Here is a 26,839-nt window from a genome sequence, read left to right as displayed (position 1 = left end):
ACATGCGAAAAATTGTTGTTGTTGATTATCTCAAAGATTGGGATGCGGCGATAGAAGATATAGAGGTAATTGAAGCGCAAAGCTACCTTACCGACTCTACCTATACAGACATACGAAATGCCAGGATCTTTAACCTGTGCCGGTCTTACAGGTACCAAAGCGCCGGCTACTATGTTTCGTTGCTGGCTGAGGCGCGGGGCCATAAACCAATCCCCAGCGTTACCACCATGCAGGACCTTAAAAGCCCCACCATTGTGCGCGCCATAACCGTGGAGCTGAACGACCTGATACAGAAGAGCTTGGCCAGCCTGCGTTCCAATAACTTTACCCTTAGTATATACTTTGGGCAGAACGTGGCAAAAAAGTATGAGAAGCTGTGCAAGCAACTGCACGATCTGTTTCAGGCGCCGTTGTTGCGTGCACAGTTTGTTTACAAAGATGAGTGGGTGCTACAAAGCGTAACGCCGATCCCAATAAACGAGGTGCCTGAGCATCACCATAATTACCTGGTTCGTTTTGCAAAATCATACTTTGCGCGGCACCGTTTTTCAGGGGCGCGCATCACCCGCAAAACCTACGACCTGGCCATATTGGTAGATCCCGATGAAAAAGAACCGCCTTCCGATAAAAAGGCCATCCAGCAGTTCATGGATATCGCTGATACTATGGGGTTTTATGTGGAGCTCATAACAAAGGATGACTACCGCAGGATACCCGAGTTTGACGCACTCTTTATCCGTGAAACCACTGCCGTGAACCACCACACGTACAAGTTTGCCCGAAAGGCCTATGCCGATGGCCTTGCCGTGATCGATGACCCGGTTTCCATACTGCGGTGCACTAACAAAGTATACCTGGCGGAGTTGCTGACGAAGGCCAAAGTACCCACTCCCAAAACGATGATCATACATAAGGATAACCGCAATGAGGTGGAGAAAGAGCTTGGTTTACCCTGTGTGCTGAAGAAGCCAGACAGTTCCTTTTCGCAGGGTGTGGTAAAGGCCAAAGACCCCGAATGCCTTAAAAAGAATCTCGACGAAATGCTGGCAGACTCAGAGCTGATCATCGGGCAGGAGTTTTCGCCGACGGAGTTTGACTGGCGTATCGGTGTGCTTGACAAGCAGCCGCTTTATGCCTGCAAGTACTACATGGCCAAAGGTCACTGGCAGATCTACAACTGGGAAGGCAAGAAACAAGATACCGCCGGAGACGTAGAGACAGTACCATTCGAGGAAGTTCCGTTTGTGGTGTTACACACTGCGTTAAAAGCCGCCAACCTGATAGGCGATGGCTTGTATGGGGTTGATGTGAAGGAAATCGACGGAAAAGCATACATCATAGAAGTAAATGATAACCCCAGCATTGAAGCGGGGTGTGAAGATAAAATTCTAAAAAAAGAACTTTATGCATCCATTATTAAGTCCATTAAGCGCCGTATCGACAGTCACAAAAACATTAGGACAGATGAGCAACCGTAAGACACCGCTTAAGCTATTCGAGGGCTTTGGTGTGGAGCTGGAGTACATGATCGTGGACCGCGACACCCTGGCAGTACGGCCCATAACCGATAAGCTGATCTACGATGAGGTGGGAGCCTACTTATCGGATGTGGAGTTTGGGGATATTGCCTGGAGCAACGAACTGGTGCTGCATGTGGTGGAGCTGAAAACGCAGGGGCCTGTAAGCAAACTGGCCGGCCTGCAATGGAAAATGCTGGAACATGTGCGCAAAATAAACCAGATGCTGCAAAAGTATAATGCCATGCTGCTGCCTACAGGTGCGCACCCGCTTATGAACCCTGATACCGATACGGCCTTGTGGCCGCACGAGTACAATGCTGTGTACGAGGCCTATAACAAGATATTCGATTGCAGTGGGCATGGCTGGGCTAATTTGCAGAGCACCCACCTGAACCTGCCCTTTGCCAACGACAAGGAATTCGAAAAACTGCACGCTGCCATTCGTGTACTGTTGCCCATTATCCCGGCCATCAGTGCCTCATCGCCGATACTGGAAGGAAAACTGAGCGGTCTGGATGACACCCGCTTGGAAGTATACCGCCACAACCAGGACCGTATCCCTATCATTGCCGGTAAGATCATACCTGAGCAGGCATTCAGCAAGCAGGAATACGAAGCCAAGATCCTGAATCCAATCTTCGAGGCCATAAAGCCTTATGACAAAGAAGAAGTGCTGCAGGATGAGTTTCTGAACTCCAGGGGTGCCATTGCCCGTTTCCAGCGCAACGCTATCGAGATCCGGTTAATTGACATACAGGAAAGCCCGGTAGCTGATATGGCGGTGGCTCAGGCTGTGGTAGGCATACTGCAGGCATTGGTAGCAGAGCGCTGGCAAAGTATAGACAGACTCAAGAGTTGGGACGAGAGTCGCCTTGCCTCTATACTTCATGCTGTCATCTCAAAGGGGCAGCAAGCTGTGATCACGGACCTAGAGTACCTGGAACTGTTCGGTTTTAACTGCACTGAAAACTGCACGGCAGGGGAGCTTTGGAAGTATCTGGCAAAAGAAGCACTGCAACTCGAAGATCAGCCGGAGGTGGCTTATGCACTGCATGTTATACTTTCCAGGGGCAATCTTTCCCGCAGAATTTCAGAGGCAACCGGCGAAAACCCATCCGTAGACCGTATAAAGGAAGTATACCAAAGTTTAGCAACCTGCCTCCAGAACGGAGGTGTATTTCTACCTGAAAAACCATGTTAAAACTACTATTAACCTGCGAACACGGAGGCAACCAGATCCCTGTTGCCTACCAGGAACTGTTTCAGGGGCAGCAGTCTGTACTTAACTCGCATGCAGGCTACGACATAGGAGCCCTGCAGTTGTTTAGAGAATTGGAGCCTTTGGCCGATATCTCTTTTTATTCGGAAACATCGCGCCTGCTCGTAGAGCTAAACAGGTCGCTGCACCACAAAAAGCTGTTCTCCGACTATACCCGCGTACTTTCGGATAAGGAGAAAAACGCTGTTTTAAAAGAATATTACTTCCCGTATCGTGATAAGGTAGAGCACTTGGTCCAGGATTTTGTAAGGGCTGGCAGGCAGGTATTGCACATTGCCGTGCACTCTTTTACTCCAGAATTAAACGGTGAGGTGAGGCAAGCTGATATAGGCTTACTTTATGACCCCCAGCGGAAAGGTGAGCAGCAGTTCTGCCGCGATTGGCGTCTGGCTATGAATCGTGTAAATCCGGAACTGTTTGTGCGCAACAATTATCCCTATCTGGGCATCTCCGACGGCTTTCCGACCTATTTGCGAAAGAAGTATAAAGCAGATGAGTACCTGGGCATTGAGCTGGAAGTAAACCAGAAATTTCCGGAAGGTGAGCAGCAGCGGTGGGAAGATGTGATCCAAACGATCAAGTCCTCTCTGGCACAAACGCTGAAAGTATGGCGACCTAACAGCAAAGAAGAAAGTGTGGCTTGAAGTATAAAAAAGGCATTTTCAACAACAAAGTTACCTCATATGAAGTATTGTTCATTATATAGTAATTGACAATATTTGCCAAATGCTGCAGCGCAGCATGATAATTATCTTACAATTTAACACTTGAGACTATGAAACTAAGAAGTTTACTTAACCTGGTTCTGGTACTGTTGGTCGGGCAAATGATATTTGCCTGTAGCTCCGCAAAATACTATGAGTTTGCACCCAATAAACCGGAAGCCTACAATAAAGTGAAGCCTAAAGCTGCGCCAGAGGATCAGCAGGCAAATCCATCTTTATCTGAAATTGCCTTACAGGCAGCCGACGAAAAAGCAGCTACAGATGAGGCAGTTCCTGTTTTGGAAGCCAGCGCGGCTACCACTCCTGCGCCAGCCAGTAAAGCGGTAAAAGCCAGTGCGCCTGCTAAGCCTGCTACAGTGGCTGCTCCTGTTACTGTTACAGAGGCTGAGGCCCTTGAAATGGCGAAAGAACGCGTTGCCAGCATGACCAAAGCCGAAAAGAAAGAACTTAAGAAGGAAATAAAAGAAGCCTTAAAGCAGGATAGAGGTGGAAGCAGAACTTCTATTGTAGAGATCATACTTGCCATACTATTGCCGCCATTGGCTGTGTTCCTGCACGATGGCATCGGCACCTCTTTCTGGATCAACATTATCCTGACTCTCCTGTTCTTCATCCCGGGTATCATACATGCCTTGCTGGTTGTAACAGATTCGATATAAAGCTTTAGAGGAGCACAGATAAGGGAAGCACCGCTTAGTGGCGGTGCTTCTTTGCTTTATGCAACTTAACATCAGGGTTATAGTAAAAGCTAACATAACGGACAAATAGCCTGCACAATGGAGTACAAGGACTATTATAAAATACTTGGCGTTGATAAAGAGGCCTCTCAGGCTGAGATTAAAAAGGCATATCGTGCGCTAGCCAAAAAATACCACCCTGACAAAAACAAAGGCGACCAGGCCGCAGAGAACAAGTTCAAAGATATCAGCGAGGCATACGAGGTCTTGGGCGACAAGGAAAAGCGAAGCCAGTACGACCAGTTAGGCGCCAACTGGAGACAGTTTCAGCAGGCTGGGGGACCGGGTGGCGGCAGGTACCAAAGTTACGGCGGCGGTTTCTCTCAGCAGGACATGCATGATATGTTTGGTGGAGGCGGGGGCGGCTTCTCTGATTTCTTTGAGCAGTTTTTTGGCGGTGGTGCTGGAGGTTTCGGGCAGACAGCCGGAGGCCGGACCCGTGCACGCAAGGGCCAGGACTACCAGGCAGAAATGGAAATCACACTGGAGGAAGCCTATAACGGCACTTCGCGATTGATAAACACTGATAAACAGCAGTTGCGCATTACCACCAAGCCAGGCGTGGCTGACGGACAAACGCTGCGCATAAAAGGCAAGGGCGGTCCGGCTGCAGGGGCCGGTGAGAGCGGGGACCTGTACATTAAGGTATTGGTAAAGCCTCACCCTAAATTTGAGCGCAAAGGCGATGACCTGTATACCGACCTTGACCTGGACATGTACACGGCCATACTTGGAGGCGAGACCCAGGTAAACACCATGAGCGGCTTGCTAAAACTTAAGATACCAGCCGGTACGCAGAACGGGAAAACGCTCAGGCTGCGGGGCAAAGGCATGCCGCACTACGGAAAACCTGACCAACACGGCGATCTTTACGTAAAGATAAATGTTGTGCTGCCTACTAACCTGAGCACGGAAGAGCGTAATCTGCTGGAAAAGCTCCGGGATCTGCGCCACACCAGGGCAGCATGAAAGTATAAACTAACAACTACCGAAAGCCATGCTGATGACCATTGAAGACGCTAAGATAAACAGCTCTCTGGAGGATTTTCTGGACAGCCTAGCAGACAAGAACCTAAACTACTACGCCTCAGACCTGATGCACCTGACAGGCTGCGAAAGTATGGAAGAGCTTGGGACGGCGCTGAAGCGTGCCACAGAAGTATGCACCTGCATGCACATTCCGCTGCGCGAGAACTTCAAAGTGGTGTTCCGGCCTCAGAATGGTGAACTGGTGCAGGACTGGCGGCTTTCGCCGATGGCTTACATGCTGATGGTGCTAAATGCAGACGCGCATAATAACCTGGTGGCACACCTGCAGGTAGAGGTGGTCAAGCGTATACTTAACCAGGAATCTGAGGAATAGGCTGAGGCAGTACTTCCTATTCGCTTATCACATTATCCCATCCAAATCTATTGCAAAGGCGCAGCATGTTTTCCGGCATCTGTGCCTTTATACTTACCGGCTTGCCTGTGTATGGGTGCGTAAAGTATAAATTGGCAGCATGCAGCAGCAGGCAAGGGCTTTCAAGCTCCTCCAGAAACATTTTGTTATGGCGCCAGTCGCCGTGCCGTTTATCCCCGACAATATAATGCCTGATGTGGGCAAAATGCTTGCGTATCTGGTGCATGCGGCCAGTTTCAGGGCTTACGCGCACCAGGCTGTAACGGGAGGTGGCATAGCGGCCAACCGGTATAGGCAGCTCTACAGTGCCGAGGCGGGTAAAATGCGTGATGGCGTCCTGTGGTGCTCTGTTCTTGTGGTCTTTGTCCGGACGTATGGGGTTGTCTATTGTCTGTGCCTCCGGAGCATACCCACGCACGATTGCAAAGTATGATTTCTCAACCTGCTTGTCTTCAAAAGCCTTTACCATGGGTGCCGCAGCCTCCGACGACTTCGCAAAAAGCAAGACACCCGAAGTGCCCCTGTCGAGGCGGTGTACCGGGTAAAGGAGATAGCCCAGCTGGTCGCGCAGCATTTGCAGGGCAAACTCTTTCTTTTCCTCGGCAATTCGGGTACGGTGCACCAATAGTCCGTTGGGCTTGTTTATAGCCACATAGCATTCATCCTGGTATATTATCTCCAGCACAGCAATAAAACTTGATTCCCGCAAATATAAGCAAGTTGCTTCGGTGTATTGGTAAAGTTGGCAAAGTATAGCACCCTAAACCAAAACAATCGGTACACTTCACGTATATTTGCCAGAAAACAGGTTTAAGCAGGTATGGCGATTTCAGTGGACAATTTACGCAAAGGCAAAAGATACAGGTTAACTAACTACGGAGAGCAGTTTGACTTTCAGGTGATGGACATGCCGGAAGAAGAAAAGTATGTTCTGAAAGACCTGCACACCCTGGAAGTATACCAGCTACAGGACCTGATCAAGTATGGTAGGGGCAAAGACTTTGACCTGGAGGAAATATAAGGCTCAGCTTGAAAAGTATATCATAAAAAACAGGGATGGCACACAGCGCGTTCTGCTGCTTTGTAAGTTGCTTTTAATTAGTGAAAGTATAATACAAAATACCTCTTTTGCGTTAACCTTACGGCGGCCCGGACAGTATACAAATCATAGTTAAAACCCGGTATACCCAAGATCATGCAAAAGAAACACCCTCACTATTTCGTATACATTTTAGGTCAGGAGCCTGGAACAGATGTAAACATTGGTATTGCCGATGATCTGCAGCAGCGTATGGCATACATTCGAGAACATGAGCAGGAAGCCGGTGCAAGCAGGCAAACTGCTCCAAAACTGGTATACTACGAGCACTACGACGAAGAGGCAATAGCCCTTAACCGTGAAAAGCAGATCAAAAGTGGTGATCTTAGCACTACAAATAACCTGATTGCCTCCATGAACCCTAACTGGCTCGACCTTAGCGATACACTTCCGGGCTAATTACAGGATTATACTTTAATACACACAATTCCTCTGCATTTACCACAGGGTAATTAGTAAATACTGATCAAATTGGTCATTGTGCCAGATTTAGGATAACTTTAAAGCGTTTGGCGGCACTTCGCCGTAACTTTTAAAGCATTAGATCCGCTTGGTGGATATCAACACGAAAAGCTACAGGGAAAACATCAGACTGCAACTGTTTGTCGTGTCGGTAGGTGTGCTCCTGCTGCTCGTTAAATTCGTTGCCTTTTTCCTTACCAATTCCAACGCCATTCTAACAGACGCCCTGGAATCCATTATTAATGTGGTGGCCGGTGCGTTTTCGCTTTATAGCCTGGTGCTGTCTGCGCAGCCCAAAGATCTAAACCATCCTTATGGGCACGGTAAAATAGAATTTGTAGCGGCAACCCTGGAGGGCTCCCTGATCGTGGTAGCCGGTGGTGCCATAATCATTAAGTCTGTTTACAACCTGCTGGAGCCGCAAATGCTTAACAAATTGGATGTTGGTATTTTGCTTACAGCCATTGCAGGCGTAATAAACTACGTAGTAGGTGCAGTAACTGAAAGGAGAGGGGATAAGAACAACTCGCTGGTGCTGGTAGCAGGAGGGAAGCACCTGAAAACCGATGCCTATTCCACAGCTGGTATCCTCATTGGTTTGCTACTCATCTACCTGACAGGGCTGGTATGGCTGGATAGCATTGTGGCCATAATCTTCGGTATAATGATCGGGTTTACCGGCTATAAGATACTCAGGTCTGCCATCGCGGGTATAATGGATGAAGCTGACTATGAATTGCTGCAACGCATTGTGCGGGTGCTGAATGAAAACCGCCGGGAAAACTGGATCGATATTCATAACCTGCGTGTGATAAAGTATGGCACCACACTACACATCGATTGTCACCTTACCGTTCCGTGGTATTTAAATGTTGTTGAGGCACACGATGAGGTAGAGGCTGTTGGCCGTTTAATCCGGGATAAGATAGATCCGGGCATCGAATTGTTTATCCATACTGACCCCTGCATTGCACCATCCTGTAGCATCTGCACAAAAACAGACTGTCAGGTTCGGCAGCATCCACTGAAAGAGCGTATTGAATGGGACTTTGACAAAGTACTGGCAGACAGAAAACATGGCTTATATTAAAGCGTTGATCTTTATGTAAATCTGTAAGTATACTTCATGCGTAAGTTTAAGTAAAACATTACACGTATGACTACTCTGTTTTATATCTTCCTTCCGCTTATACTTTTGTTCAGCGCCTGTTCGCAGCGCAACTCCGACACAGCCATTTCTGGTGCCACAGAAGAAAGAATGATTGCTCCCGAAGACACAGCAGGTATGGCTAAGGCAACATTTGCAGGTGGGTGCTTTTGGTGCACCGAAGCATACTTTGAACGTTTGAAAGGAGTGGAGGCAGTTATTTCGGGGTATGCCGGCGGCACAACTGCCAACCCCACTTACGCCGAGGTTAGTGCAGGCAGAACCGATTTTGCCGAGGCTGTTCAGGTTTATTACCAACCGAATAGCATTAGTTTTGACAAACTGGTAGAGGTATTTTTTGCCACCCACGACCCGACAACCTTAAACCGCCAGGGGCCGGATGTGGGGGAGCAGTACAGGTCGATTGCCTTTTACCGGACAGCAGAGGAGAGGAGGAGCATGGAAAATCATATCCAGAAGCTTGCTGCCTCTGGGAAGTATAAAAACAAGATTGTAACCTATGTAGAGCCGGTCAAGAAATTCTGGCCAGCCGAAAAATACCATCAGGATTACTACAAACTTAACCCGACGGATCCTTATGTGGTATCCGTGGCGAAACCTAAAGTAGAAAAATTTGAAAAGGAGTATAAACAGTACCTTAAACTGGAATACGTGAAATAAAGGTTTTTTATCAAATTAAGGCTTGTTCACGTACTATGAAGTCATAATGCAACTTTAATTAAAATAATAAAACTATGAGCTTCATAATTAACTTGCTGGTAAGTGCAGCTGTGATTCTGATTCTGTCTTATGCTATGTCTAGTGTGCATGTAAAAAGCTTTGGCACAGCGCTTTGGGTGGCTTTTCTTATAGCGATTGTTAACGCGACTCTAGGCTGGATTTTAAGAGGGTTATTAAACCTGGTGTCATTTTTTCTACTGGAAGCAATTGTAAGTTTAATCGTCACGGCATTGATGATTAAGTTGGTGGATGCCTTTGTAAAGAACTTTAAAGTAGATGGTTTTTTGCCGGCTTTGATAATAGCCGTGGTTACGGCACTGGCTGTAGCTGCTGTTGGCTGGCTTACAGGAAGCAACGACTACTACACGTTTATCGTTGAACCAATGAACCACATGACGGCTCAGTATTTAGCCTGAGCAATAACTACAAAGTATAAACTAACGGCACTGCCATACAAAGCAGTGCCGTTATTATTTATAAATGATTGGCTAAGTATAATAACTCTATTTAACATAAAGTATATTATCAGTGACACTTATTATAGATGTATATAATCAGTCTTATAATTTATATTATGTTAAGTATTAAATCTAAAAGTATAGCATTACATACTTCTCCTATACTTTTCCATTTTCTGTACCTCTCTCTATCTTATCTCCCTTCAGCATCTGACTGCATGTATAAATGCTTCAATGTGCTGCGCAATTACAGATATCACCAGTAAGTATAATAACTAGTGCCTTAGATTGTTCATGAAAAACACCGACAATGGCAGGTTCAATTTTTTAAATAAAACCCTAAACAGCTTCATATTATACTTTTCCTCTTACCTAATATGTCAACCTGTTTGATCTTGAGTTAAAACCAAGGTTTATCGAATTCCACGCAGCCTGTAGTTTGTCTTAACCAGAACGTATACTTTTGAATTTGAAGTTGTGTAAATTATCTTTTAGAATGACAGGGCTTGTTCAGCGGAAATTAGAGCCTGAAAATAAGAAATTATGCAATTAACGGTCTACCCCTTCTACTCTTTTATACTTTATTTGTCGTATCCTATTTAACATAATAGTATCGCAAGCCCATAAAAAAAGAGGAACATTCCTGCTCCTCTTTTCATTAGATTCTAAAATCAGATTACTGATTCAGTTTCTTAGAATATTTGTCAGCTTCGGCTTTGTTACCTAGGCGAGTATAAACTTTAACAAGTGTAGACATCGTGCCCTGATCGTTTGGCTGTGCCTCAAGCGCCTTCAGGAAGTATGGTACTGATGCCTCGTAGTGCTTTTTAGCCTGCGCCTCTAGTGCTTTACCTTTCTTCTGGTAAGTAGCGTAGTCCATTTTAGCTGCCCTGTTGTTGAACTCGCTGCCTTTGTTGTACTCAAGTACACCCAGGTTGTAGTAAGCATCAAAGTTTTTAGGGTCAAGCTCAATGGCTTTTTTGTAGCTGGCAGTAGCACCTTCCAGGTTGTTTTTACGCTCCTGCAGGTTACCTAGTACAGCGTAAAGGCTGGCGTTGTCCGGGTCAGCTTTGATAGCATTCTCTAATTTAGCCATTGCTTCGTCGCCACGGTCATTTTTCAGGTAGTACTTCAGCTCTTCCTGCATCAGGTAAACGCTGTTCGGATGCTCTTTCAGGCCGGCAGCCAACGTGCTCATTACTGCATCGTCGCTTGCATCAATTGCCTGCTGCAACTGAACCTTGTTTTTGTATACATCTTCTGTTTTATGACCAATAGAGATCAATTTGTCATAGAACGTGATCGCCTGAGGATAGTCTTGGTTTGCAGTGGCTGCATAAGCGGCATAAAGTACTGCAGTAGTATCTTTAGGGTCTACTGTAGACGCTAACTTATACTTGTCTATAGCCTTTTCCCACTCCTGGTTGTTGTGGAACTCTACTGCCTGGTTAAGTACCTGGCCATAAAGTATGTTTTTACGCTCAGGAACCAGTTTGCCAAACTCACCGTCTTTACCGTCCAAAGCAAGCGCTTTGTCAAATGATTCCATCACGATCATTGGAGTTTCCTCAGACGTCAATTTACCGTAGATAGGGTTGCCGATCATATCCTGGTAAATCACGCCACGGTAAAACCAGGTCTTTGCTTTTTCCTTTGTTTTATCATGCTGTATAGCCTTGTCAATATCAGCCTGTGCTTTGTCCAGCACACCATTCTTATGGTTCAGGATGGCACTGTTCACAGCTGAATTTTGCGCACTGGCAACTGTTACAGTAGCCGCGGCAAAGGCAGTTAAAAGTATTCTTTTCATACTAGTTTGTGAAAAATGGTTTGTTTGTCTGTTTAACGAATATTAAATGAAATATAATTCCTTTAAGTTCCAGTTTACTATTCCTCAGTTGTCTCTGGGTCAATCATGGTGTCGGGCTGCAGCGAGTCTTCCGGAGTGATCTCCGACTGCTCTAGTACAACCTCTTCCTCGTCTTCCATTTCTATTTTAGCAACAGAAGAGATCTGGTCGCCTTCTGTTATCTTGATAAGGCGCACACCCTGCGTTGCACGGCCAATTACCCTGATGTCAGAAACACGCAGCCTGATGGTGATGCCAGAACGGTTGATGATCATCAGATCGTCTGTGTCAACCACTCCTTTTATAGCCACCAGATTACCAGTTTTCTCCGTAATGTTCATGGTTTTAACGCCTTTACCGCCACGGTTCGTGATGCGGTACTCCTCTAACAGAGAGCGCTTGCCAAAACCATTTTCAGAAACAACCAATAGCTCTGTGTTCTCATTCTGTACACAAACCATACCAACTACCTTGTCGTTTGGTCCGCTAAGCGAAACGCCACGCACACCAGCCGCATTACGGCCCATTGGTCTTACCTGATCTTCGTTAAATCTGATAGCCCTGCCCGACTCTAACGCAATTACGATCTCGCTGTTGCCGTTTGTCAGCTGCACATCCAGTAATCTGTCGCCTTCGTTAATTGTAATGGCGTTGATACCATTTGTTCTCGGACGAGAATAAGCCTCCAGAACGGTTTTCTTGATCGTGCCCTGCTCGGTGCAGAATACCAGGTTGTGGTTAAGTATAAAGTCCTGGTTTTTCAGGTCATGCACGTTAAGTACGGCGCGTACCTTATCCTCTTTCTCGATCTGGATAATGTTCTGTATGGCACGTCCTTTCGTGGTCTTCCCTCCTTCCGGAATCTCGTATACTTTAAGCCAGAACACCTTACCAAACTCTGTGAAAAACAGCATGTGGTGGTGGGTGCTGGCAATGAACAGGTGCTCTGTAAAGTCGCTTTCCTTGGATGCGGCCACGCCTCTGGAACCCACACCGCCACGGCTCTGGCTGCGGTACTCGCTAAGCGAGGTACGCTTAATATAGCCTTCATGCGAAATGGTGATCACCATATTCTCTTCCGGGATCATGTCCTCGTAAGAGATATCGCCGGTGCTGGCTTCGATGCTGGTGCGACGCTCATCGCCGTAGCGCTCTTTTATCTCGTTCAGCTCATCCTTGATGATCTGCATTCTTCTTTCCTCGTTGGCAAGAATATCTGTCAGGTCCTCGATCAGCTTCATGATCTCCTGGTACTCTGCCTGGATCTTGTCACGCTCCAGACCTGTAAGGCGCTGAAGACGCATGTCAAGTATAGCACGGGCCTGGATCTCAGTTAGTTCAAATCGCTCCATCAAGCCATTACGGGCAATCTCCGGGTCACGGGAAGAACGGATCAGGTTGATCACTTCGTCCAAGTTATCCAGCGCAATCAGTAAACCTTCCAGGATGTGTGCACGTTTCTGAGCTTCTTCCAGTTCGTACTGCGTTCTGCGGATAACAACCTCATGCCTGTGCTCCACAAAGTGGTGGATCATGTCCTTCAGGTTCAGCGTCATTGGGCGACCTTTTACCAGGGCCACGTTGTTAACGCCAAACGAAGACTGCAGCGCAGTATACTTGTACAGGTTATTTAGAACAACATTCGGAATAGCATCACGCTTCAGGTCATACACAATACGTAGGCCGTCACGGTCAGACTCATCGCGTAAGTCAGCTATACCTTCGATCTTCTTCTCATTGATCAACGCGGCTGTTTTCTCGATAAGAGAGGCCTTGTTCACCATGTAAGGAATCTCGGTAACGATGATCTGCTCTTTACCGCTTGGGGAGGTCTCGAACTCGGCACGGCCACGCATCAGCACACGGCCACGGCCAGTCTCAAAAGCAGACTTAACGCCATCATAACCATAGATGATACCACCTGTCGGGAAGTCTGGCGCCGTAATGTACTGCATCAACTCCGAGATAGTGATCTCACGGTTATCGATGTAGGCCACAATGCCGTTTACAACCTCTGTAAGGTTGTGCGGGGCCATGTTGGTAGCCATACCTACCGCAATACCAGATGTACCGTTAACCAGCAGGTTTGGCAGCTTTGCAGGCATCACACTTGGCTCCTTCAACGAGTCGTCGAAGTTAGGCACAAAGTCAACGGTATTCTTGTCCAGGTCGTTAAGCAGCTCGTCGGCAATACGCTTTAAACGCGCCTCGGTATAACGCATGGCTGCAGGCGAGTCGCCGTCGATAGAGCCGTAGTTACCCTGGCCATCAACCAGCGGGTAACGCAGAGACCACTCCTGTGCCATACGCACCATCGTGTCGTATACAGAGGCATCGCCGTGCGGGTGGTACTTACCAAGCACCTCTCCTACAATCCTGGCCGATTTTTTATAAGGTTTATTGTACGATACCCCCAGCTCGGACATACCATAAAGCACACGGCGGTGTACCGGCTTTAGTCCGTCCCGAACATCGGGTAAGGCTCTGGAAATGATAACAGACATTGAATAGTCGATGTACGCACCGCGCATTTCGTCTTCAATGTTGATCGGTATTATTCGTTCGCCTTCAGTCATGTTGAAAGTCTAAAATAAATTAATTGGTTGTGTTTTTTAGATTAGGCAAGTTAAGCAAAAAAGGCATTAAGCCCTATATAGCTTAATTCTTATTTTTGCTTTTGTTTGATTTTTTGGGTGCTTCTTCCTTTGAAGCCTTAGGCAGCTTCTCTCCTATTTTGGGGTTCTGCTTTTTCCAAAGTGGCTGACCTCTGAACTCTTCCTCGCCGTGGCCATGCACCATGCGCACGTGGCACGAGTAAATCGGGCATGTTTTACAGGAAGTTAAAAATGAGAGTAAGAAAGCAATGCCAATAAAAAGAAGCAGTTTGGATGTTGCCATGTTGTAAGGGTTTGAAAGCGTTTTATAGATAACGAACGCTTTATATCCATATCATACAAAAGTAAGCATTTTTGCTTAAAAAAACACCTTTTAGCCCTACTCTTTCGCCTTGCGAAGTATAAATTAAGGCTGAAAACCATTTATGGTGAAACCTCCGTCAACTGCCAGTGTCTGACCTGTAATGTAAGCAGCTGCAGGCATGCACAAAAAGGCTACGGCACCGGCCACATCCTCCGGTTTTCCGATCTGCTGCATAGGTGTCCTGCTGATAACGGCATCGGCGTAATCCTTATTTTTGAGCACTGTTTGAGCCAGTGGTGTGCTAATGTACCAGGGCGCCACCGCATTTACCCTTATGCCATCCACAGCCCACTCTGCAGCCAGGTTTTTGGTAAGTTGCGTTAGGGCAGCTTTTGTCATGCCATAAATGCTGCCTGTGCGCACGTGCGTAAGTCCGGCCACTGAGGTTACATGGATGATATTTGCCTGGCTGCTTTTCTTCAGTTCAGGGTATAGCATGCGGTTCAGTTCAAAGGCGGAGCGCAGGTTGGTGTTCATCACAAAATCATACTCCTCTGCAGTATAGTCAGCGGTTGGCTTGCGAATGTTGGTACCCACGTTGTTTACTAGTATATCCAGTTCAGCCCAGAGTTTTTGCACGGTCTGCTGTACTTCTGCCCGGCCTTGTTCCGTGCTTACATCCGCCACAAGCGTATACAATCCCGACGGGTGTTGTTCGTGCAGTTTTTCAAGGTCTTCGGGTTTGCGTGCCACGGCAAGCACTTCTGCCCCCAGCGAAATAAATTCTGCCACTATGGCTTCTCCGATTCCCTTAGAGCCACCCGTTACTACTGCCTTTTTGCCTGTCAGCAGCCATCTGTTCTTATCCATAAATTATACTTTGTGGTTGTATCGGCTTGCGCTATACTTGCCGGCTACTTCCCTTTAATTCTTTCCCAATACGAGTTCAGGTATTTTTTGCCGATATCAGGTCTGTTGTTTATCTCTTCAAATTGTATCTCGCCTGTATCATTTTTCCAGAGATGATACACAAACACGTAGCCGCCGCCATTCTCGCGCCAGCCATCAAATTTACCAAACCGGAGGTCGTTAATGTAAATACCCTTATCAGGGGCTTGCTCAACGGTGTAATACCCTTTTGTTATCTCAAGCAAACGCTCCACTTTAGAGTTGCCCAAGTATGGCTCCAGCAGGTGTTTCTGCTGTGGCTCAAACTCGTACGCAACCTTATTGTCCTTATCCAGGAGCGAGTAAAAGCCATTGTAAAAACCATCACTTGACTTGGCTGTAACAGACCAGAAAATGGTGTTTAAAGGAGTGGGTTTGCTGATGTATGCCTGGTAGTTTATACTTTCTGACTGCAGGTTTTCCTCAAATACCCGGTTGGCTTGCGCTTTAAACATAAATGTGAGGGCCAGGTACGATGTGCTGAGCACAAGTCCGGTATAGTTTAGCCACCTGCGTGTGGGCTTATGGCGCTTGTAAAACGCTGCTGCAAGCGTAAATCCAAGAAAAGGCAGGGTGTACAGCGGATCTATCACAAAGATGTTGTAGAAGGCGACGCCATAATTACTGAATGGCCAGAACAGTTGCGTGCCCCAGGTAGTACAGGCATCCAGGAGGGCGTGCGTGGTAAAACCCAGGGAAAAAAGCATGGTCCATTGCCAGAAACCTGCATTTTGCTTTTTATACAACTTGTGCAGCAGCCACCCAAGTATAGGCGATATCACTAGCGCAAACAGAAAGGAGTGCGTTACAGACCTATGAAAACTAAGCTGTTGCACCATGTCCAGCCAGGGGTTGGCCAGCACATCCAGGTCTGGTATGGTGCCTGCGATGGCACCCCACAACAAAGCCTTGTTACCGAGTTTTTTTCCGGCGACAACCTCCCCAACCGAGGCGCCCAGTACAATTTGCGTTAATGAATCCATGTATGTTACCTGCTCTTTTCTACTGTCAGGTGTATGCTGCTAATCGCTTGGCAGCATCCTTAGTAACAAGTTAAGGTACACAAAAGTATAAAGTTCTGATGTTTTGCAACATTTTTTACAGACCCAAATGTGCCTATGGATTCATATTTATTCTTTTTTGCAGGTATTGCCGTTGCCCTGTTTACAGCCTACGACCTCATTTACACAACCTTTGCACCAAGAGGGGCCGGCTTTATCACCGGATTTGTGACTACTGTAGTATGGCACACGCTCAGGACGCTGTACAAAATTACCGGGAGGCGTTTGATCCTGCGCGGCACCGGGCCGATCATAGTGTGTGCCACGCTGCTTTGCTGGCTATTGTTGCTGTGGGCAGGGCACTACATGGTTATGTTAGCTGATAAGAAAGCCGTGGTGGACTCTACCACAAACGTAGAAGCCAACGACCTGCAGCGGGTTTACTACACAGGTTACATGCTATCCACGATGGGAAACGGTGACTTTAAAGGCGGCAGCGACGGCTGGCGTATATACGCTGCGGTTATCTCATTTACCGGGCTAACCCTTATCACGATAGCTATATCGTACATGGTGCCTGTTATTTCGGCGGTAACAGAGCGCAGGGCACTGTGCATACGCATCAGGGCACTAGGCGAAACAGCCGAAGGTATTATTCTGAACTACTGGAACGGAAAGGACTGTAAGCGCCTGGAGGATAAGTTTGACGCACTGACTGAGGCCATCTCACTGCAGGGGCAAATGCATCTATCTTACCCGGTATTGCATTACTTTCATCACGGCGACAAGGCAACTGCCCTGGTACCCACGCTTGCCGTACTGGATGAGGCCCTGTCGATCATGCTTTTATACTTGCCGGATGATGCTAAACCGGGCAAGCAGTATCTTTTTCCCTTGCGCAAGTCCATCACTGTGTTTCTACAAACGCTGAACATTGTTGCTGAAAATGAGCAGGAGACCAAAGCGCCACCCCTGGAAACAGGACGTTTGCGAGCACAAGGGGTTCCGCTAAATGTGCCTGAACAGGGCCAGCTCGAACAACTTGACCACAGGCGAAAACTGCTTAGGTCTATGATAGAGCACGATTGCTGGGACTGGTACGAAGAGGCAGATTCGCCTTTTAAAGCAAAGATGGACCTGCCCCCGCTCAGTTAGCGGATGATCGGCATGCGTTTAAACTCCTTTGTTCTGTCGAAGAGGTAGCGGAACGTGGCGTGGGTCTTATAAACGCGGCTGCCTAGCTGCTCAACCAGGTGTATCATCTTCGGGTTAAAGTCGCCGATCCAGTTCATCTGCAGATCCACATAAGGCATACTTGGGTTATCCTGTACTACTTTGCCTGCCTCCACAACCATGGCAGCTTCTACGCCCTTGCTCTGGTGCTCCGGGGTTATGCCAAACACAATACCGTACATGGTAGTGCAGGCGCCGCGCCATTTATGATATACAAACTTCAGCTTGCCCCATAGATTCATCTCTCCGTTCACATACTTAAACAGTCTGTTAAGCTCAGGTATGGCAATAAAGAAACCAACAGGCTCATCGTTAAAGTAAGCAAACCACATGATGCGCTCATCAATAATTGGCTTGAGTGTTTTCATGATGCCGGCTGCCTGTGCCTCGCTCATAGGTTTTACACCTTCATGCTTGGCCCAGCCTTTGTTGTACACTGTCCTGAAATCTTCGGTATACTTTGCAAGGTCTTTCTTATCCATGTGGCGGAAAGTATAGCCAGGGTCAGCAAGTATGCGCTGCGCCTTTAGATTGCAGCTCTCCGGAAGCGGATCATCTACTTTGCGGTAGTAAGTGTACTGGTTAAAGTATAAGCCAAAGCCATAGTTCTCGAACAGCTGGCAGTAGTATGGGTAATTGTAATGCATGCAATAGTTGGGCTCAGTAAAACCATCCACCAGCAGGCCCCACCACCTGTCGCGGTCCCCAAAGTTTATCGGACCATCCATGGCTTCCATGCCACGCTCCTGCAACCAGTTTTTGCAGGCATCAAAAAGTATGTTGGCAGCCTCCTGATCGTTAATGCAATCAAAAAAACCCATACCACCCGTAGGCTGATCAAATGATCTGGCGGTTTTCTTATTGATAAAAGCGGCCACACGCCCTATTGTATTTCCCTTGTCGTCTTTCAGTATCCAGCGGATTGCCTCACTATCGCGGAGCAGCTTGTTCTTTTTCGGGTCAAAAACAGCTTCCACATCCTTGTTTAACGGGCGGATATAATTCGGGTCTTTTTTGTACAGCTTTACCTGCACCATCAGAAATTCCTGAGCTAATTCGGGGGTGTTTACCTCTATCAGTTGCATAGCATTGTGGTGTATCGGGATGCTAAGTTACAGCATTTAGCCTGATAAAACATAATCTGCGCAAGGTGGCGGCAGAAAGGGTATAAATGAAAAAAGCCCTCAGAAATCTGAAGGCTTTGCTCTTTAAGAGCCCCCAGTCGGAATCGAACCAACGACCTACTGATTACAAGTCAGTTGCTCTACCAGCTGAGCTATGGAGGCTTGTACTTTATGTTTTCTGAAAAAGCAGCAGAAGTACAAACTAGTGCTTTTCGGAGTGAGCCCCCAGTCGGAATCGAACCAACGACCTACTGATTACAAGTCAGTTGCTCTACCAGCTGAGCTATGGAGGCTTACTTTTTGATGTGCTTTAGTGTGTTAAAGCGTTGCAAAAGTATGGCGAAGATTTAAATGATGCAACTACTCGCCAGAAAATTTTGCAACGCTTTTCCTAATAAATTGAAATTCAGCCTGAAAATTTTACGACCTGAATGCATTCAGTTGGTGCTGCAGCATGCCAATGCGTTTTTGGGCATCCGCAATGCGGCCCTCATACTCCTCACGCAGCTTGTCAGCGTTCTTTGAACGGGCAAAGAACTCGATGTTTGTGCGCAGTGTCTGAATATCGTTTTGCAGCTGAGAGATCTCACGGCGTATGGTGTTCTCGCGCTGGTGCAGCTTCTGGCCTGCATCCGGGCTGTGCTTCATGCGCTCCACCTGTAACTTCACCAGCATGTCGCTGCGCTCTTCCAGGCTTAGTTCCGGTACACGCTCCAGGTATTTCTCCATCAGGGCAATATACTTGTCCTCCGCCTTCGGACTGGTGCGTTTGGTAGTCTTGTCCAGTTCTGCCCATTGTTGCTTATACTGCTCAAACTCATCCAAAGAGCCGGTAGCGGTTGGCTGCGACAGCTTGCTGGCAATCTTGTCGCACAGCTCCATTTTCTCAGCCGATAGTTTTTCCTGCTCTGCCGTTTTCTGGTCTTCGTTAGCCTGCTTGCGATCAAAGAACTCGTTGCACGCAGCCCTGAAGCGTTGCCATATCTTGTCGGAATGCTTGTCTGGCACACGGCCGATGGTTTTCCATTTTTTCTGCAGCTGAATCAGTTTTTCCTTGGTGCTGTTCCAGTCGGTGCTGTCTTTCAGGGTCTCAGCTTCTTCGCAGAGCTCTGTTTTAAGGCGCAGGTTTTGCATTTTCTGCTCATCCAGGCCCTTGAAGAATTGGTTTTTGTGCTGGAAAAATGCTTTGTAGCTACTCCAGAAGTTTTTGTTTACTTCTTCGGCATACTCTTTCGGTACAAGACCGGCGGCATCCCACTCTTCTTTTATCTTCTGAATCTCATCGGTCTTGTCGCGCCACTCATTTATCCTGTCTGTATTAAATTCCGGAAAATCCTTCAAACGCTCAAGTATGGCACGTTTCTTTTCCAGGTTAGCCATTTCAATGCCTTTGCGGTTCTCCTGGTAAGCACGGCGCTTTTCATGCACTTTCTCAGAGGCCTGTATAAATCTTTCCCAGATCGGATCACGCTGGTCGTTTGGTACCGGGCCAATGTTCTTCCACTCTTCGTGCAGGTGGCGCAGTTCCTGTAAGGCTTTGTTGATGGATTGCTCAGAGGCCAGTGCTTCTGCTCTTTCGATCAGGTGCAGCTTGGCATCAAGGTTACGTTTTCTGTCAAGCTCCTTCAGTTCATAAAAGATGCTGCGGTTGTTGTAAAAAATATCCAGTAGTGCATGGTACGAGTCCCAGAGTTCCTGTGCGTTGCCGGCAGGTACAGGTCCTAAACTTTTCCACTCGTTCTGTATCTTCTTAACCTCGTCGTTGCTGCTTTTGGTCTCGGCAGACTCTACTAAGGCTCGCAGCTGGTTTAACAGTTCCTGCTTACGCTCTAGGTTACGCTGACGCTGCTCTTCTGCATTCTGGCGCTGCTTGTGGCGCGAGTCGCGGTAGTTTGCCAACAAAGCGTCCAGGTTCTGGTGCTCCGGAGAAGTGTGGTAATCAAAATCTTCTTCGGTTCCCCCCTCCTCTTTAAACTTATCAAGCGCTTCGGCACGTTCGGCCTGAAATTTCAGGTCGTATTGCTTCTGCATCTCGTTAATGGTTTTGTGGCGCTTGCTAGGGTCGCTGCTCTTAAGTATGGCAGTCAGTTCCTTGCGCAAATCCTCCATAGACCATTGGCTGTAGTCGGTATGGTCTTCCTCACCATCTTCCTCTTCTTCAGCTTCAGGTTGCTGTTCAGCTTTGGCAGGTTCGGCACTGGTATTCTGCTCCGGTTCAGTTTCCGCAGTTGGCTCAGCGGTGGCCTGCTCTGTTGTTTCTTCTTCTACAATGTCTGTATTGGCTTCTGCAAATGTCTCCGTTATACTTTCAGATGTGTCAGACTCCTCTGCTGTTTTCAGGTCAGGCTTTATTTCAGGCTGTTCTTCCTTTGGCACTTCCGGCTCGTCATCCTGCTGCGCCTGTTTTTGGGCATTGATCTCTGCCAAGCGCTGCTCTACGATATCCATTGGTTTGTTCTGGTTATCGTTGGCCTGGTTTTCAGCGCTTTGGTTTGTGTTGTTTTTCTCAGCACCTGTTGCGTCAGCATTTCTATTTTCTGTTGTCATGGCTACTTTCTATAAGTATAACGTTAGAGCGAATTAATTTAAGCGTGGGTCTACGGGGTAGTTGGAAAGCACTTTATACTTGCCTCCCATCTGCCTCAGAACGCTTCGCCACAGCTTATCTGCCTCCAAATTAAATAATTTATTTGCAGCATTGTTATTAACTATCCAAACATTTTTATCTATTTCTTCCTGAAGCTGACCTGGTGTCCAGCCGGAATAGCCTAAAAAAAACTTTATATCCGATGTTGACACAATACCAGAACCGATCATGGTGCGCAGAATCTCGAAGTCGCCGCCCCAATACAGGTTCTCGCCAAGTTTCACTGCCTGGGGCAGTTCCGACAGCTTGTGTATGTAATGCAGGGTGTTATACTGCACGGGCCCGCCAATACCCAATTCCGCATCAAAAGAGTCGTTGTAAAGATCAAGTACATCCGATAACTTCAGGTTGGATTTGCGGTTAAGAACCAGTCCGAATGTCCCTTCTTCTTCGTTATGGCTGCACAACAGCACCACACTCCGCTCAAAGTTCGGATCTCCCAGAAATGGTTCTGAGATCAGGAGGCTGCCGTTCTGAGGTTTTATCAAACTAGTATCTTCCATTGTATATTTTCTTCCTTATACTTCAAGGGCTATTTCATAGTTGGGGTATACTTAAAGCTTTTGAAGCGAGTTGTTTAATATTTAGTTACGCAAATAGTGCAATATTGTATTGCTGCTGCCAGAATTATACCTGTGTTTGCTGTTTGATAAATTGACGTGAAGCACGAAAGGTAAACGGCTAATTATTTATATAGCCTAAATTATTTTTATAATTTTGGGAAAATACAATGCAAAACGATGGCCCTATCTCATAATATTGCCGATATCCGCACAAACTATTGCAAACAGGAGCTCACGGAGGACTCTGTAGCCTCTAACCCGATCGATCAGTTTAAGATATGGCTGGAGGAGGCAATAACGGCCGCCGTGGAGGAAGCCACAGCCTTTGTGCTTTCCACTGTGGACGAGCATGGAAAACCGTCTGCGCGTGTATTGCTGCTGAAAGAGGTGAATGACCAGGGCTTTGTGTTTTTTACAAATTACAACAGCCGCAAAGGGCATGAGCTGGAGCAGAACCCTTACGCCTGCCTAACTTTTTTCTGGTCCGGGCTGGAGCGCCAGGTGCGCATTGAGGGCAAGGTACAGAAAGTAGCCCCTGATGTTTCGGATGCTTATTTTCATAGCCGGCCAAAAGGTAGCCAGATCGGTGCCTGGGCATCGCCTCAGAGCCAGGTAATAAGTGGTCGTGAAGTGTTAAAGGAGGCAGACGCAAAGTATACGGCAGCCTTTGCAGACCAGGAGCTTGTGCCGCGCCCGGAGCACTGGGGTGGCTATATTCTGGAGCCAACCCGTATCGAGTTCTGGCAAGGCAGACCCAACCGTCTTCACGACCGGATTTTATTTGAATTAGAAAACGGCTCTTGGCATACCAATCGCCTGGCACCCTGATTTTTAGAAACTGATATTAACGATAGCCTTTACCATACTAAACAAATGGCTGAAATATTACCCTTAAAAGCCTGGCGCTACAACGAATTACTTGACCATAAGATAGACGAACTAACATCGCCCTTGTTTGATGTGGTTTCAGCGAAACAGCGCGAGGTACTATACCGCAACAATATCAACAGCATACATTTATCTGTGCCGCGTGGCAGCGCCCCTGCCGAAGAGGCCGCCGTTCTGTTGCAGGACTGGAAAGACACCAATGTGCTGGTGCAGGACCCGCTGCCGGGTATCTATGTGTATTACCAGTACTTCCGTTTGCCGGGCAGCGATAAGGAGTATTGCCGCAAAGGCTTTATCTGCAACATAAAGGCCTACGACTGGAACGAGGGTGTACTGCTGCGCCACGAAAACACCATACCAGATGCCGTAAACGACCGCATAGACCTGCTGGAGCGTACCGAACTGAACACAAGTCCAACACATGGCTTGTACACTGACCCGGAGTTTATACTGGAACCCTTTATGGATGAAAGTATAAAATCACCGATCTACGAAACTGAGGACTACCAAGGCGTGCGCGATGTGCTGGCCGTGATCCACGACCATGCCATTATCGAGCTGTTCCTGAAAACGCTGCAAAACCGCCAGATTTTGCTAGCCGACGGACACCACCGCTACGAAGGCTCTTTGGAATACCGTAAGAAAATGACGGCGCTGAACCCGGAGCACACTGGTTTTGAGGCTTACAATTACCACATGATGTACCTCACTAACTCCGAGCATGACGACCTGCGCATTTTGCCAACACACCGGGTGTTGAAGGATATTGATATGACGGATGAGGAGTTTCTGGAAAAGCTGGAGCCATACTTTGTGGTCACACCCAAAGAAGACCCTTACGAACTGAACGAGGTAATACTGGGTAAGAAATGGGCCTTTGGTTTATACTTGAGCGGTAATGCCTATAAACTGCGCCTGAAGCCGGAAGTACACGAGCAAATTACCTGGAAATTTCCGGATGAGGTAAAAGACCTTGACCTGACCGTGATGCACTATTTTGTATTTGAGAAAGTGTTGGGTGTTTACCGCGAGGCACAGCGCAACCTGCCGGGGCTTAGCTATGAGCGGAACTTTACGGCCTGCATCCGGAAGGTTGAGACAGGCGAGGCACGACTGGCCCTGATCACCAACGAAATATCAATGGAGCAGGTAAAGCGCGTGTGCTACAGTGGTGCCATTATGCCGCAGAAGTCTACGTTCTTTTACCCGAAAGTAATTTGTGGTTTCCTTTTCAGTTCAATCAAAGAAGATGAATTTATCACGGCCCCTGCTGCTTGCCTCTAACTCACCGAGAAGAAAAGAACTCCTGACCGGCCTGGGTCTGGACTATTCGGTCCGGGTAAAGGAGGTGCACGAAGAATTTCCGTCTCATTTAAAAAAAGCCGAAGTTGCCGAATACCTGGCCTCGCACAAAGCCGACGCTTACAAGGATGATCTGCAGAACGAAGTACTGATCACGGCTGACACGATCGTTTGCCTCGGTGACCGAGTGTTGAACAAGCCACAGACCCATCACGAAGCAGCTGAAATGCTACGCGCTTTATCAGGCACCTGGCATGAGGTAATTACAGGCGTGTGTCTGATGACGAAGGAGAGCAAGACCGTCTTCCACGACATCACTAAAGTATACTTTAAAGAACTTACCCAAGCGGAGATAGACTTTTATATTAACCATTACAAACCTTTTGATAAAGCTGGTGCCTATGGGATTCAGGAGTGGATCGGCATGATCGGGATTGAGCGTATCGAAGGTTCATACTTTAACGTGGTAGGCCTGCCGGTGCAGAAGCTTTACCAGAAGCTGACAGAGCTTAATGTGTTGATTGTTGATTGATAATTGCTGATTGTTTATTTAACTCAAGTCGCGATTAACCCACCCCTAATCCCTCCGAGGGGCAGGGCCGTTTCATTATAGTAAATTACATGATTATGGCGCGAGCGTCCTCGCTCGTGTCGGGTTATGGCTGGGCCTTCCCGTGACTGCGCCCGGGACAGGCTGGCCCAGTTGGATTGCAAATCCAACGGTATAACAAGTCACGGATCACAGATCCGCGCCAGCAAAATATAGAATGAAACGGCCCTGCTCCGAGGAGGGGAATTTTGCTCGTGCATGTGATTCCCCTCTTGCAGACTAGCCAAAACGTGAGTTTTGAGCTAGCGAGCGTAGCTCTCAGGGGTGTGTTTACACCTCCTAGGTTTATCATTTATCGCAACTTGAGTTAGTTAATACAGAGTTTGTTTAGGGTTATTACAACTCACTCAACCCACTCTTCCTGCGTATTCTCCCCAGCAAGTATAAATATAATGGCTGTTGATTGTAGGGGAATGACACCAACAAAGGCGGTTTCACGCTATTTTATGCAAAACATCTAAACAGCTTCACACTAGACTTTGAATTAACTACCTTTGCACGCTGTTTATGCTTCCGATATACTGCTGAGGTATAAACAATCAACAATTAGCAATCAGCAATCAAAATGTCTTTTACAAAATTATACCTGGCTCCGGGCAAGGAGCATTCTTTAAAGCGCTTTCATCCATGGGTTTTCTCTGGTGCCATCCGTAAGATGGACGGCAATCCCGAAGAGGGCGATGTGGTGGAAGTATACTCCAGCCAGCGTGAGTTTCTGGGTATGGGCCACTATGCGCCGGGATCCATCGCGGTGCGTATTTTCTCTTTTGAGCAGGTAGAGCCGGATTATACTTTCTGGGAAAGCAAGGTACAGCAAGCTTACGATTACCGCAAAAAGCTGGGCCTTGTGGATAACTCACACACCGACGTATATCGGTTGGTTTATGCCGAAGGCGACGGAGTGCCCGGCCTGATCGTGGACTTTTACAAAGACACAGCCGTGGTCCAAACCCATAGCATTGGCATGTACAATATCCGTGAGCATGTGTCTAAGGCGTTGCAGGAAATTTACGGAGAAACCCTGGTAGCAGTGTATGATAAAAGTGCTGAGTCGCTTCCGGCCAAAGCTGCGGTTAATCCAGTAAACGGCTACCTGTTTGGCGAGTCGAAAGGTGGCGTGGTGGTAACGGAAAACGAAAACCAGTTCTTTATTGATTGGGAAAGCGGCCAGAAAACAGGCTTCTTTATAGACCAGCGTGAGAACCGTGAATTACTCGGTCGCTACGTGAAAGACAAATCGGTGCTGAACACATTTTGCTATACAGGTGGCTTCTCGGTTTATGCGCTTAATGCCGGTGCCAAAGAGGTACATTCTGTGGATGTGTCTAAGAAAGCCATCGAGCTTACCATTAAGAATGGTGAGTTAAGCCAGGCCCCTGAACGCCACGAAGCCTATGCCGTTGATACCTTTGATTTCCTGAAAGGCAAGGAAGACCGCTACGATGTGATCGTGCTGGACCCTCCTGCTTTTGCCAAGAGTAAAAATGTGCGCCACAATGCGTTAATGGGATACAAAAGATTGAATGCCGAGGCTATGAAGAAGATAAAGCCAGGCGGTATACTTTTCACGTTCTCGTGCTCGCAGGTAGTAGACAAATACCTGTTCAACAATACGGTTATGGCAGCAGCCATAGAGGCTGGTCGTAATATCAAGATCATGCACCACCTGTCGCAGCCAGCCGACCACCCTATTTCTGTTTTCCACCCGGAAGGCGAATACCTAAAAGGCCTTGTGCTGTTTGTGGAGTAATGGACCGGTGATTAAGTATGATTTTATAGGTTGAGATTGATTTCTTGATCATTCGGGAAAGCCCGATGCTAGCTCTTAGTGTCGGGTTTTCTTTTGATTAATACTTTGGAGGTTCGTATTACTAGATACCATCACTCTCCCAAATTAAGTTCGTGAATGTAGGCCTAATTAGTGCCGGGTATCTTCTAAAGATGATTACACACCCCTGAGAGCTACGCTCGCTAGCTCAAAACTCTCGTTTTGGCTAGTCTGCAAGAGGGGAATCTCGCAGTACCGGATCAAACCACCCCTTTATCCCCTCCTTATCCAAGGCGGGGAGTTTTTCTGCTCTACTATTTATACTTGCTTGCCAGTTGCGACAGTTGCCAACTAAGAAGTGTCAATCCCAGCCTTTGGGTTGAGCGCCTTCTATTGTTGCGGTGCCCGCTAGGGCAG

25 protein-coding genes and 2 tRNA genes are annotated in these 26,839 nt (G+C 47.4%); 16 read left to right on the top strand and 11 right to left on the bottom strand.

What is annotated here, in order from left to right; genetic code table 11:
* The first annotated feature begins 2 nt into the window (after positions 1-2).
* From AC4BAP_RS18275 to AC4BAP_RS18250, 6 genes are all read left to right on the top strand, one after another.
* Positions 3-1,478, top strand: coding sequence for a RimK family ATP-grasp domain-containing protein (locus AC4BAP_RS18275; protein ID WP_490584122.1), 1,476 nt, complete (start codon positions 3-5; stop codon positions 1,476-1,478).
* Positions 1,465-2,721, top strand: coding sequence for a carboxylate-amine ligase (locus AC4BAP_RS18270; protein WP_490584121.1), 1,257 nt, complete (start codon positions 1,465-1,467; stop codon positions 2,719-2,721). The genes AC4BAP_RS18275 and AC4BAP_RS18270 overlap by 14 nt, the downstream gene beginning before the upstream one ends.
* Positions 2,715-3,443 carry an N-formylglutamate amidohydrolase gene (locus AC4BAP_RS18265; protein ID WP_490584120.1) on the top strand — a complete coding sequence of 243 codons (729 nt, stop codon included), beginning with the start codon at positions 2,715-2,717 and terminating at the stop codon, positions 3,441-3,443. Before AC4BAP_RS18270 ends, AC4BAP_RS18265 begins: the two co-directional genes overlap by 7 nt.
* Positions 3,444-3,574: 131 nt before the next feature.
* The gene (locus AC4BAP_RS18260; RefSeq protein ID WP_490584119.1) at positions 3,575-4,183 is read left to right on the top strand and encodes a YqaE/Pmp3 family membrane protein; all 609 of its coding nucleotides are present in this window, start codon (positions 3,575-3,577) and stop codon (positions 4,181-4,183) included.
* A gap of 117 nt (positions 4,184-4,300) precedes the next feature.
* Positions 4,301-5,230 (top strand): DnaJ C-terminal domain-containing protein, encoded by a 930-nt coding sequence (locus tag AC4BAP_RS18255; protein WP_490584118.1) that lies wholly within the window; start codon positions 4,301-4,303, stop codon positions 5,228-5,230.
* Between the two features lie 28 nt (positions 5,231-5,258).
* On the top strand, positions 5,259-5,624 hold the full coding sequence (locus AC4BAP_RS18250) for a hypothetical protein (protein WP_490584117.1): 366 nt from the start codon (positions 5,259-5,261) through the stop codon (positions 5,622-5,624).
* Positions 5,625-5,640: 16 nt separating this feature from the next.
* Here the strand turns inward: AC4BAP_RS18250 and AC4BAP_RS18245 are convergent, their stop codons facing one another.
* Positions 5,641-6,348 (bottom strand): pseudouridine synthase, encoded by a 708-nt coding sequence (locus tag AC4BAP_RS18245; protein WP_490584116.1) that lies wholly within the window; start codon positions 6,346-6,348, stop codon positions 5,641-5,643.
* A 135-nt stretch (positions 6,349-6,483) separates the two neighbouring features.
* On the opposite strand from AC4BAP_RS18245, the gene AC4BAP_RS18240 reads away from it, so the two are divergent.
* The 5 genes from AC4BAP_RS18240 (at position 6,484) to AC4BAP_RS18220 (ending at position 9,528) form a co-directional block, all read left to right on the top strand.
* Positions 6,484-6,684 carry a hypothetical protein gene (locus AC4BAP_RS18240; RefSeq protein ID WP_490584115.1) on the top strand — a complete coding sequence of 67 codons (201 nt, stop codon included), beginning with the start codon at positions 6,484-6,486 and terminating at the stop codon, positions 6,682-6,684.
* A 174-nt stretch (positions 6,685-6,858) separates the two neighbouring features.
* Positions 6,859-7,161: a GIY-YIG nuclease family protein gene (locus AC4BAP_RS18235; RefSeq protein WP_490584114.1), complete on the top strand. Its 303-nt coding sequence runs from the start codon at positions 6,859-6,861 to the stop codon at positions 7,159-7,161.
* 154 nt (positions 7,162-7,315) lie between these two features.
* Complete coding sequence (locus AC4BAP_RS18230; RefSeq protein WP_490584113.1) at positions 7,316-8,314, top strand: cation diffusion facilitator family transporter; 999 nt, start codon at positions 7,316-7,318, stop codon at positions 8,312-8,314.
* Between the two features lie 66 nt (positions 8,315-8,380).
* A complete protein-coding gene (msrA, locus tag AC4BAP_RS18225) occupies positions 8,381-9,052 on the top strand; it encodes a peptide-methionine (S)-S-oxide reductase MsrA (RefSeq protein WP_490584112.1) in 672 nt (223 codons plus the stop codon).
* Between the two features lie 74 nt (positions 9,053-9,126).
* Positions 9,127-9,528, top strand: coding sequence for a phage holin family protein (locus tag AC4BAP_RS18220; protein WP_490584111.1), 402 nt, complete (start codon positions 9,127-9,129; stop codon positions 9,526-9,528).
* Between the two features lie 718 nt (positions 9,529-10,246).
* Here AC4BAP_RS18220 and AC4BAP_RS18215 read toward each other — a convergent pair.
* The 5 genes from AC4BAP_RS18215 to AC4BAP_RS18195 all read right to left on the bottom strand — a co-directional run bounded on the left by AC4BAP_RS18215 (position 10,247) and on the right by AC4BAP_RS18195 (position 16,269).
* Positions 10,247-11,380: a tetratricopeptide repeat protein gene (locus AC4BAP_RS18215; RefSeq protein ID WP_490584110.1), complete on the bottom strand. Its 1,134-nt coding sequence runs from the start codon at positions 11,378-11,380 to the stop codon at positions 10,247-10,249.
* Between the two features lie 77 nt (positions 11,381-11,457).
* Complete coding sequence (gene gyrA, locus AC4BAP_RS18210) at positions 11,458-13,995, bottom strand: DNA gyrase subunit A (protein WP_490584109.1); 2,538 nt, start codon at positions 13,993-13,995, stop codon at positions 11,458-11,460.
* 82 nt (positions 13,996-14,077) lie between these two features.
* A complete protein-coding gene (locus AC4BAP_RS18205) occupies positions 14,078-14,317 on the bottom strand; it encodes a hypothetical protein (protein WP_490584108.1) in 240 nt (79 codons plus the stop codon).
* 123 nt (positions 14,318-14,440) lie between these two features.
* Positions 14,441-15,208 (bottom strand): SDR family oxidoreductase, encoded by a 768-nt coding sequence (locus tag AC4BAP_RS18200; RefSeq protein ID WP_490584107.1) that lies wholly within the window; start codon positions 15,206-15,208, stop codon positions 14,441-14,443.
* 44 nt (positions 15,209-15,252) lie between these two features.
* The gene (locus AC4BAP_RS18195; RefSeq protein ID WP_490584106.1) at positions 15,253-16,269 is read right to left on the bottom strand and encodes a metal-dependent hydrolase; all 1,017 of its coding nucleotides are present in this window, start codon (positions 16,267-16,269) and stop codon (positions 15,253-15,255) included.
* Positions 16,270-16,404: 135 nt separating this feature from the next.
* Between AC4BAP_RS18195 and AC4BAP_RS18190 the strand changes: the two genes are divergently transcribed.
* Positions 16,405-17,442, top strand: a complete 1,038-nt coding sequence (locus AC4BAP_RS18190; RefSeq protein ID WP_490584105.1) for an ion channel — start codon at positions 16,405-16,407, stop codon at positions 17,440-17,442.
* On the opposite strand, the gene AC4BAP_RS18185 is transcribed toward AC4BAP_RS18190, so the two are convergent.
* The 5 genes from AC4BAP_RS18185 to AC4BAP_RS18165 form a co-directional block, all read right to left on the bottom strand.
* Complete coding sequence (locus tag AC4BAP_RS18185; protein ID WP_490584104.1) at positions 17,439-18,605, bottom strand: hypothetical protein; 1,167 nt, start codon at positions 18,603-18,605, stop codon at positions 17,439-17,441. The two genes, AC4BAP_RS18190 and AC4BAP_RS18185, sit on opposite strands and share 4 nt — an antisense overlap.
* A 128-nt stretch (positions 18,606-18,733) precedes the next feature.
* Positions 18,734-18,806: transfer RNA gene (locus AC4BAP_RS18180), tRNA-Thr, on the bottom strand.
* A 58-nt stretch (positions 18,807-18,864) separates the two neighbouring features.
* Positions 18,865-18,937, bottom strand: a tRNA-Thr gene (locus AC4BAP_RS18175).
* Positions 18,938-19,064: 127 nt separating this feature from the next.
* Positions 19,065-21,191, bottom strand: a complete 2,127-nt coding sequence (locus AC4BAP_RS18170) for a DUF349 domain-containing protein (protein ID WP_490584103.1) — start codon at positions 21,189-21,191, stop codon at positions 19,065-19,067.
* Between the two features lie 33 nt (positions 21,192-21,224).
* A complete protein-coding gene (locus tag AC4BAP_RS18165) occupies positions 21,225-21,794 on the bottom strand; it encodes a YqgE/AlgH family protein (RefSeq protein ID WP_490584102.1) in 570 nt (189 codons plus the stop codon).
* Between the two features lie 237 nt (positions 21,795-22,031).
* Between AC4BAP_RS18165 and pdxH the strand changes: the two genes are divergently transcribed.
* The 4 genes from pdxH (at position 22,032) to AC4BAP_RS18145 (ending at position 26,404) form a co-directional block, all read left to right on the top strand.
* Positions 22,032-22,682 (top strand): pyridoxamine 5'-phosphate oxidase, encoded by a 651-nt coding sequence (gene pdxH, locus AC4BAP_RS18160; RefSeq protein ID WP_490584101.1) that lies wholly within the window; start codon positions 22,032-22,034, stop codon positions 22,680-22,682.
* Positions 22,683-22,727: 45 nt separating this feature from the next.
* Positions 22,728-24,026 carry a DUF1015 domain-containing protein gene (locus tag AC4BAP_RS18155; protein ID WP_490584100.1) on the top strand — a complete coding sequence of 433 codons (1,299 nt, stop codon included), beginning with the start codon at positions 22,728-22,730 and terminating at the stop codon, positions 24,024-24,026.
* On the top strand, positions 23,992-24,576 hold the full coding sequence (locus AC4BAP_RS18150) for a Maf family nucleotide pyrophosphatase (RefSeq protein ID WP_490584099.1): 585 nt from the start codon (positions 23,992-23,994) through the stop codon (positions 24,574-24,576). The genes AC4BAP_RS18155 and AC4BAP_RS18150 overlap by 35 nt, the downstream gene beginning before the upstream one ends.
* 643 nt (positions 24,577-25,219) lie before the next feature.
* Positions 25,220-26,404, top strand: coding sequence for a class I SAM-dependent rRNA methyltransferase (locus AC4BAP_RS18145; protein ID WP_490584098.1), 1,185 nt, complete (start codon positions 25,220-25,222; stop codon positions 26,402-26,404).
* Positions 26,405-26,839: the final 435 nt, after the last annotated feature.

This window comes from Pontibacter sp. GD7 (assembly GCF_058216375.1).
Note: the sequence above shows the minus strand (reverse complement) of the source record. Positions and strands in the feature narration are given on the sequence as shown.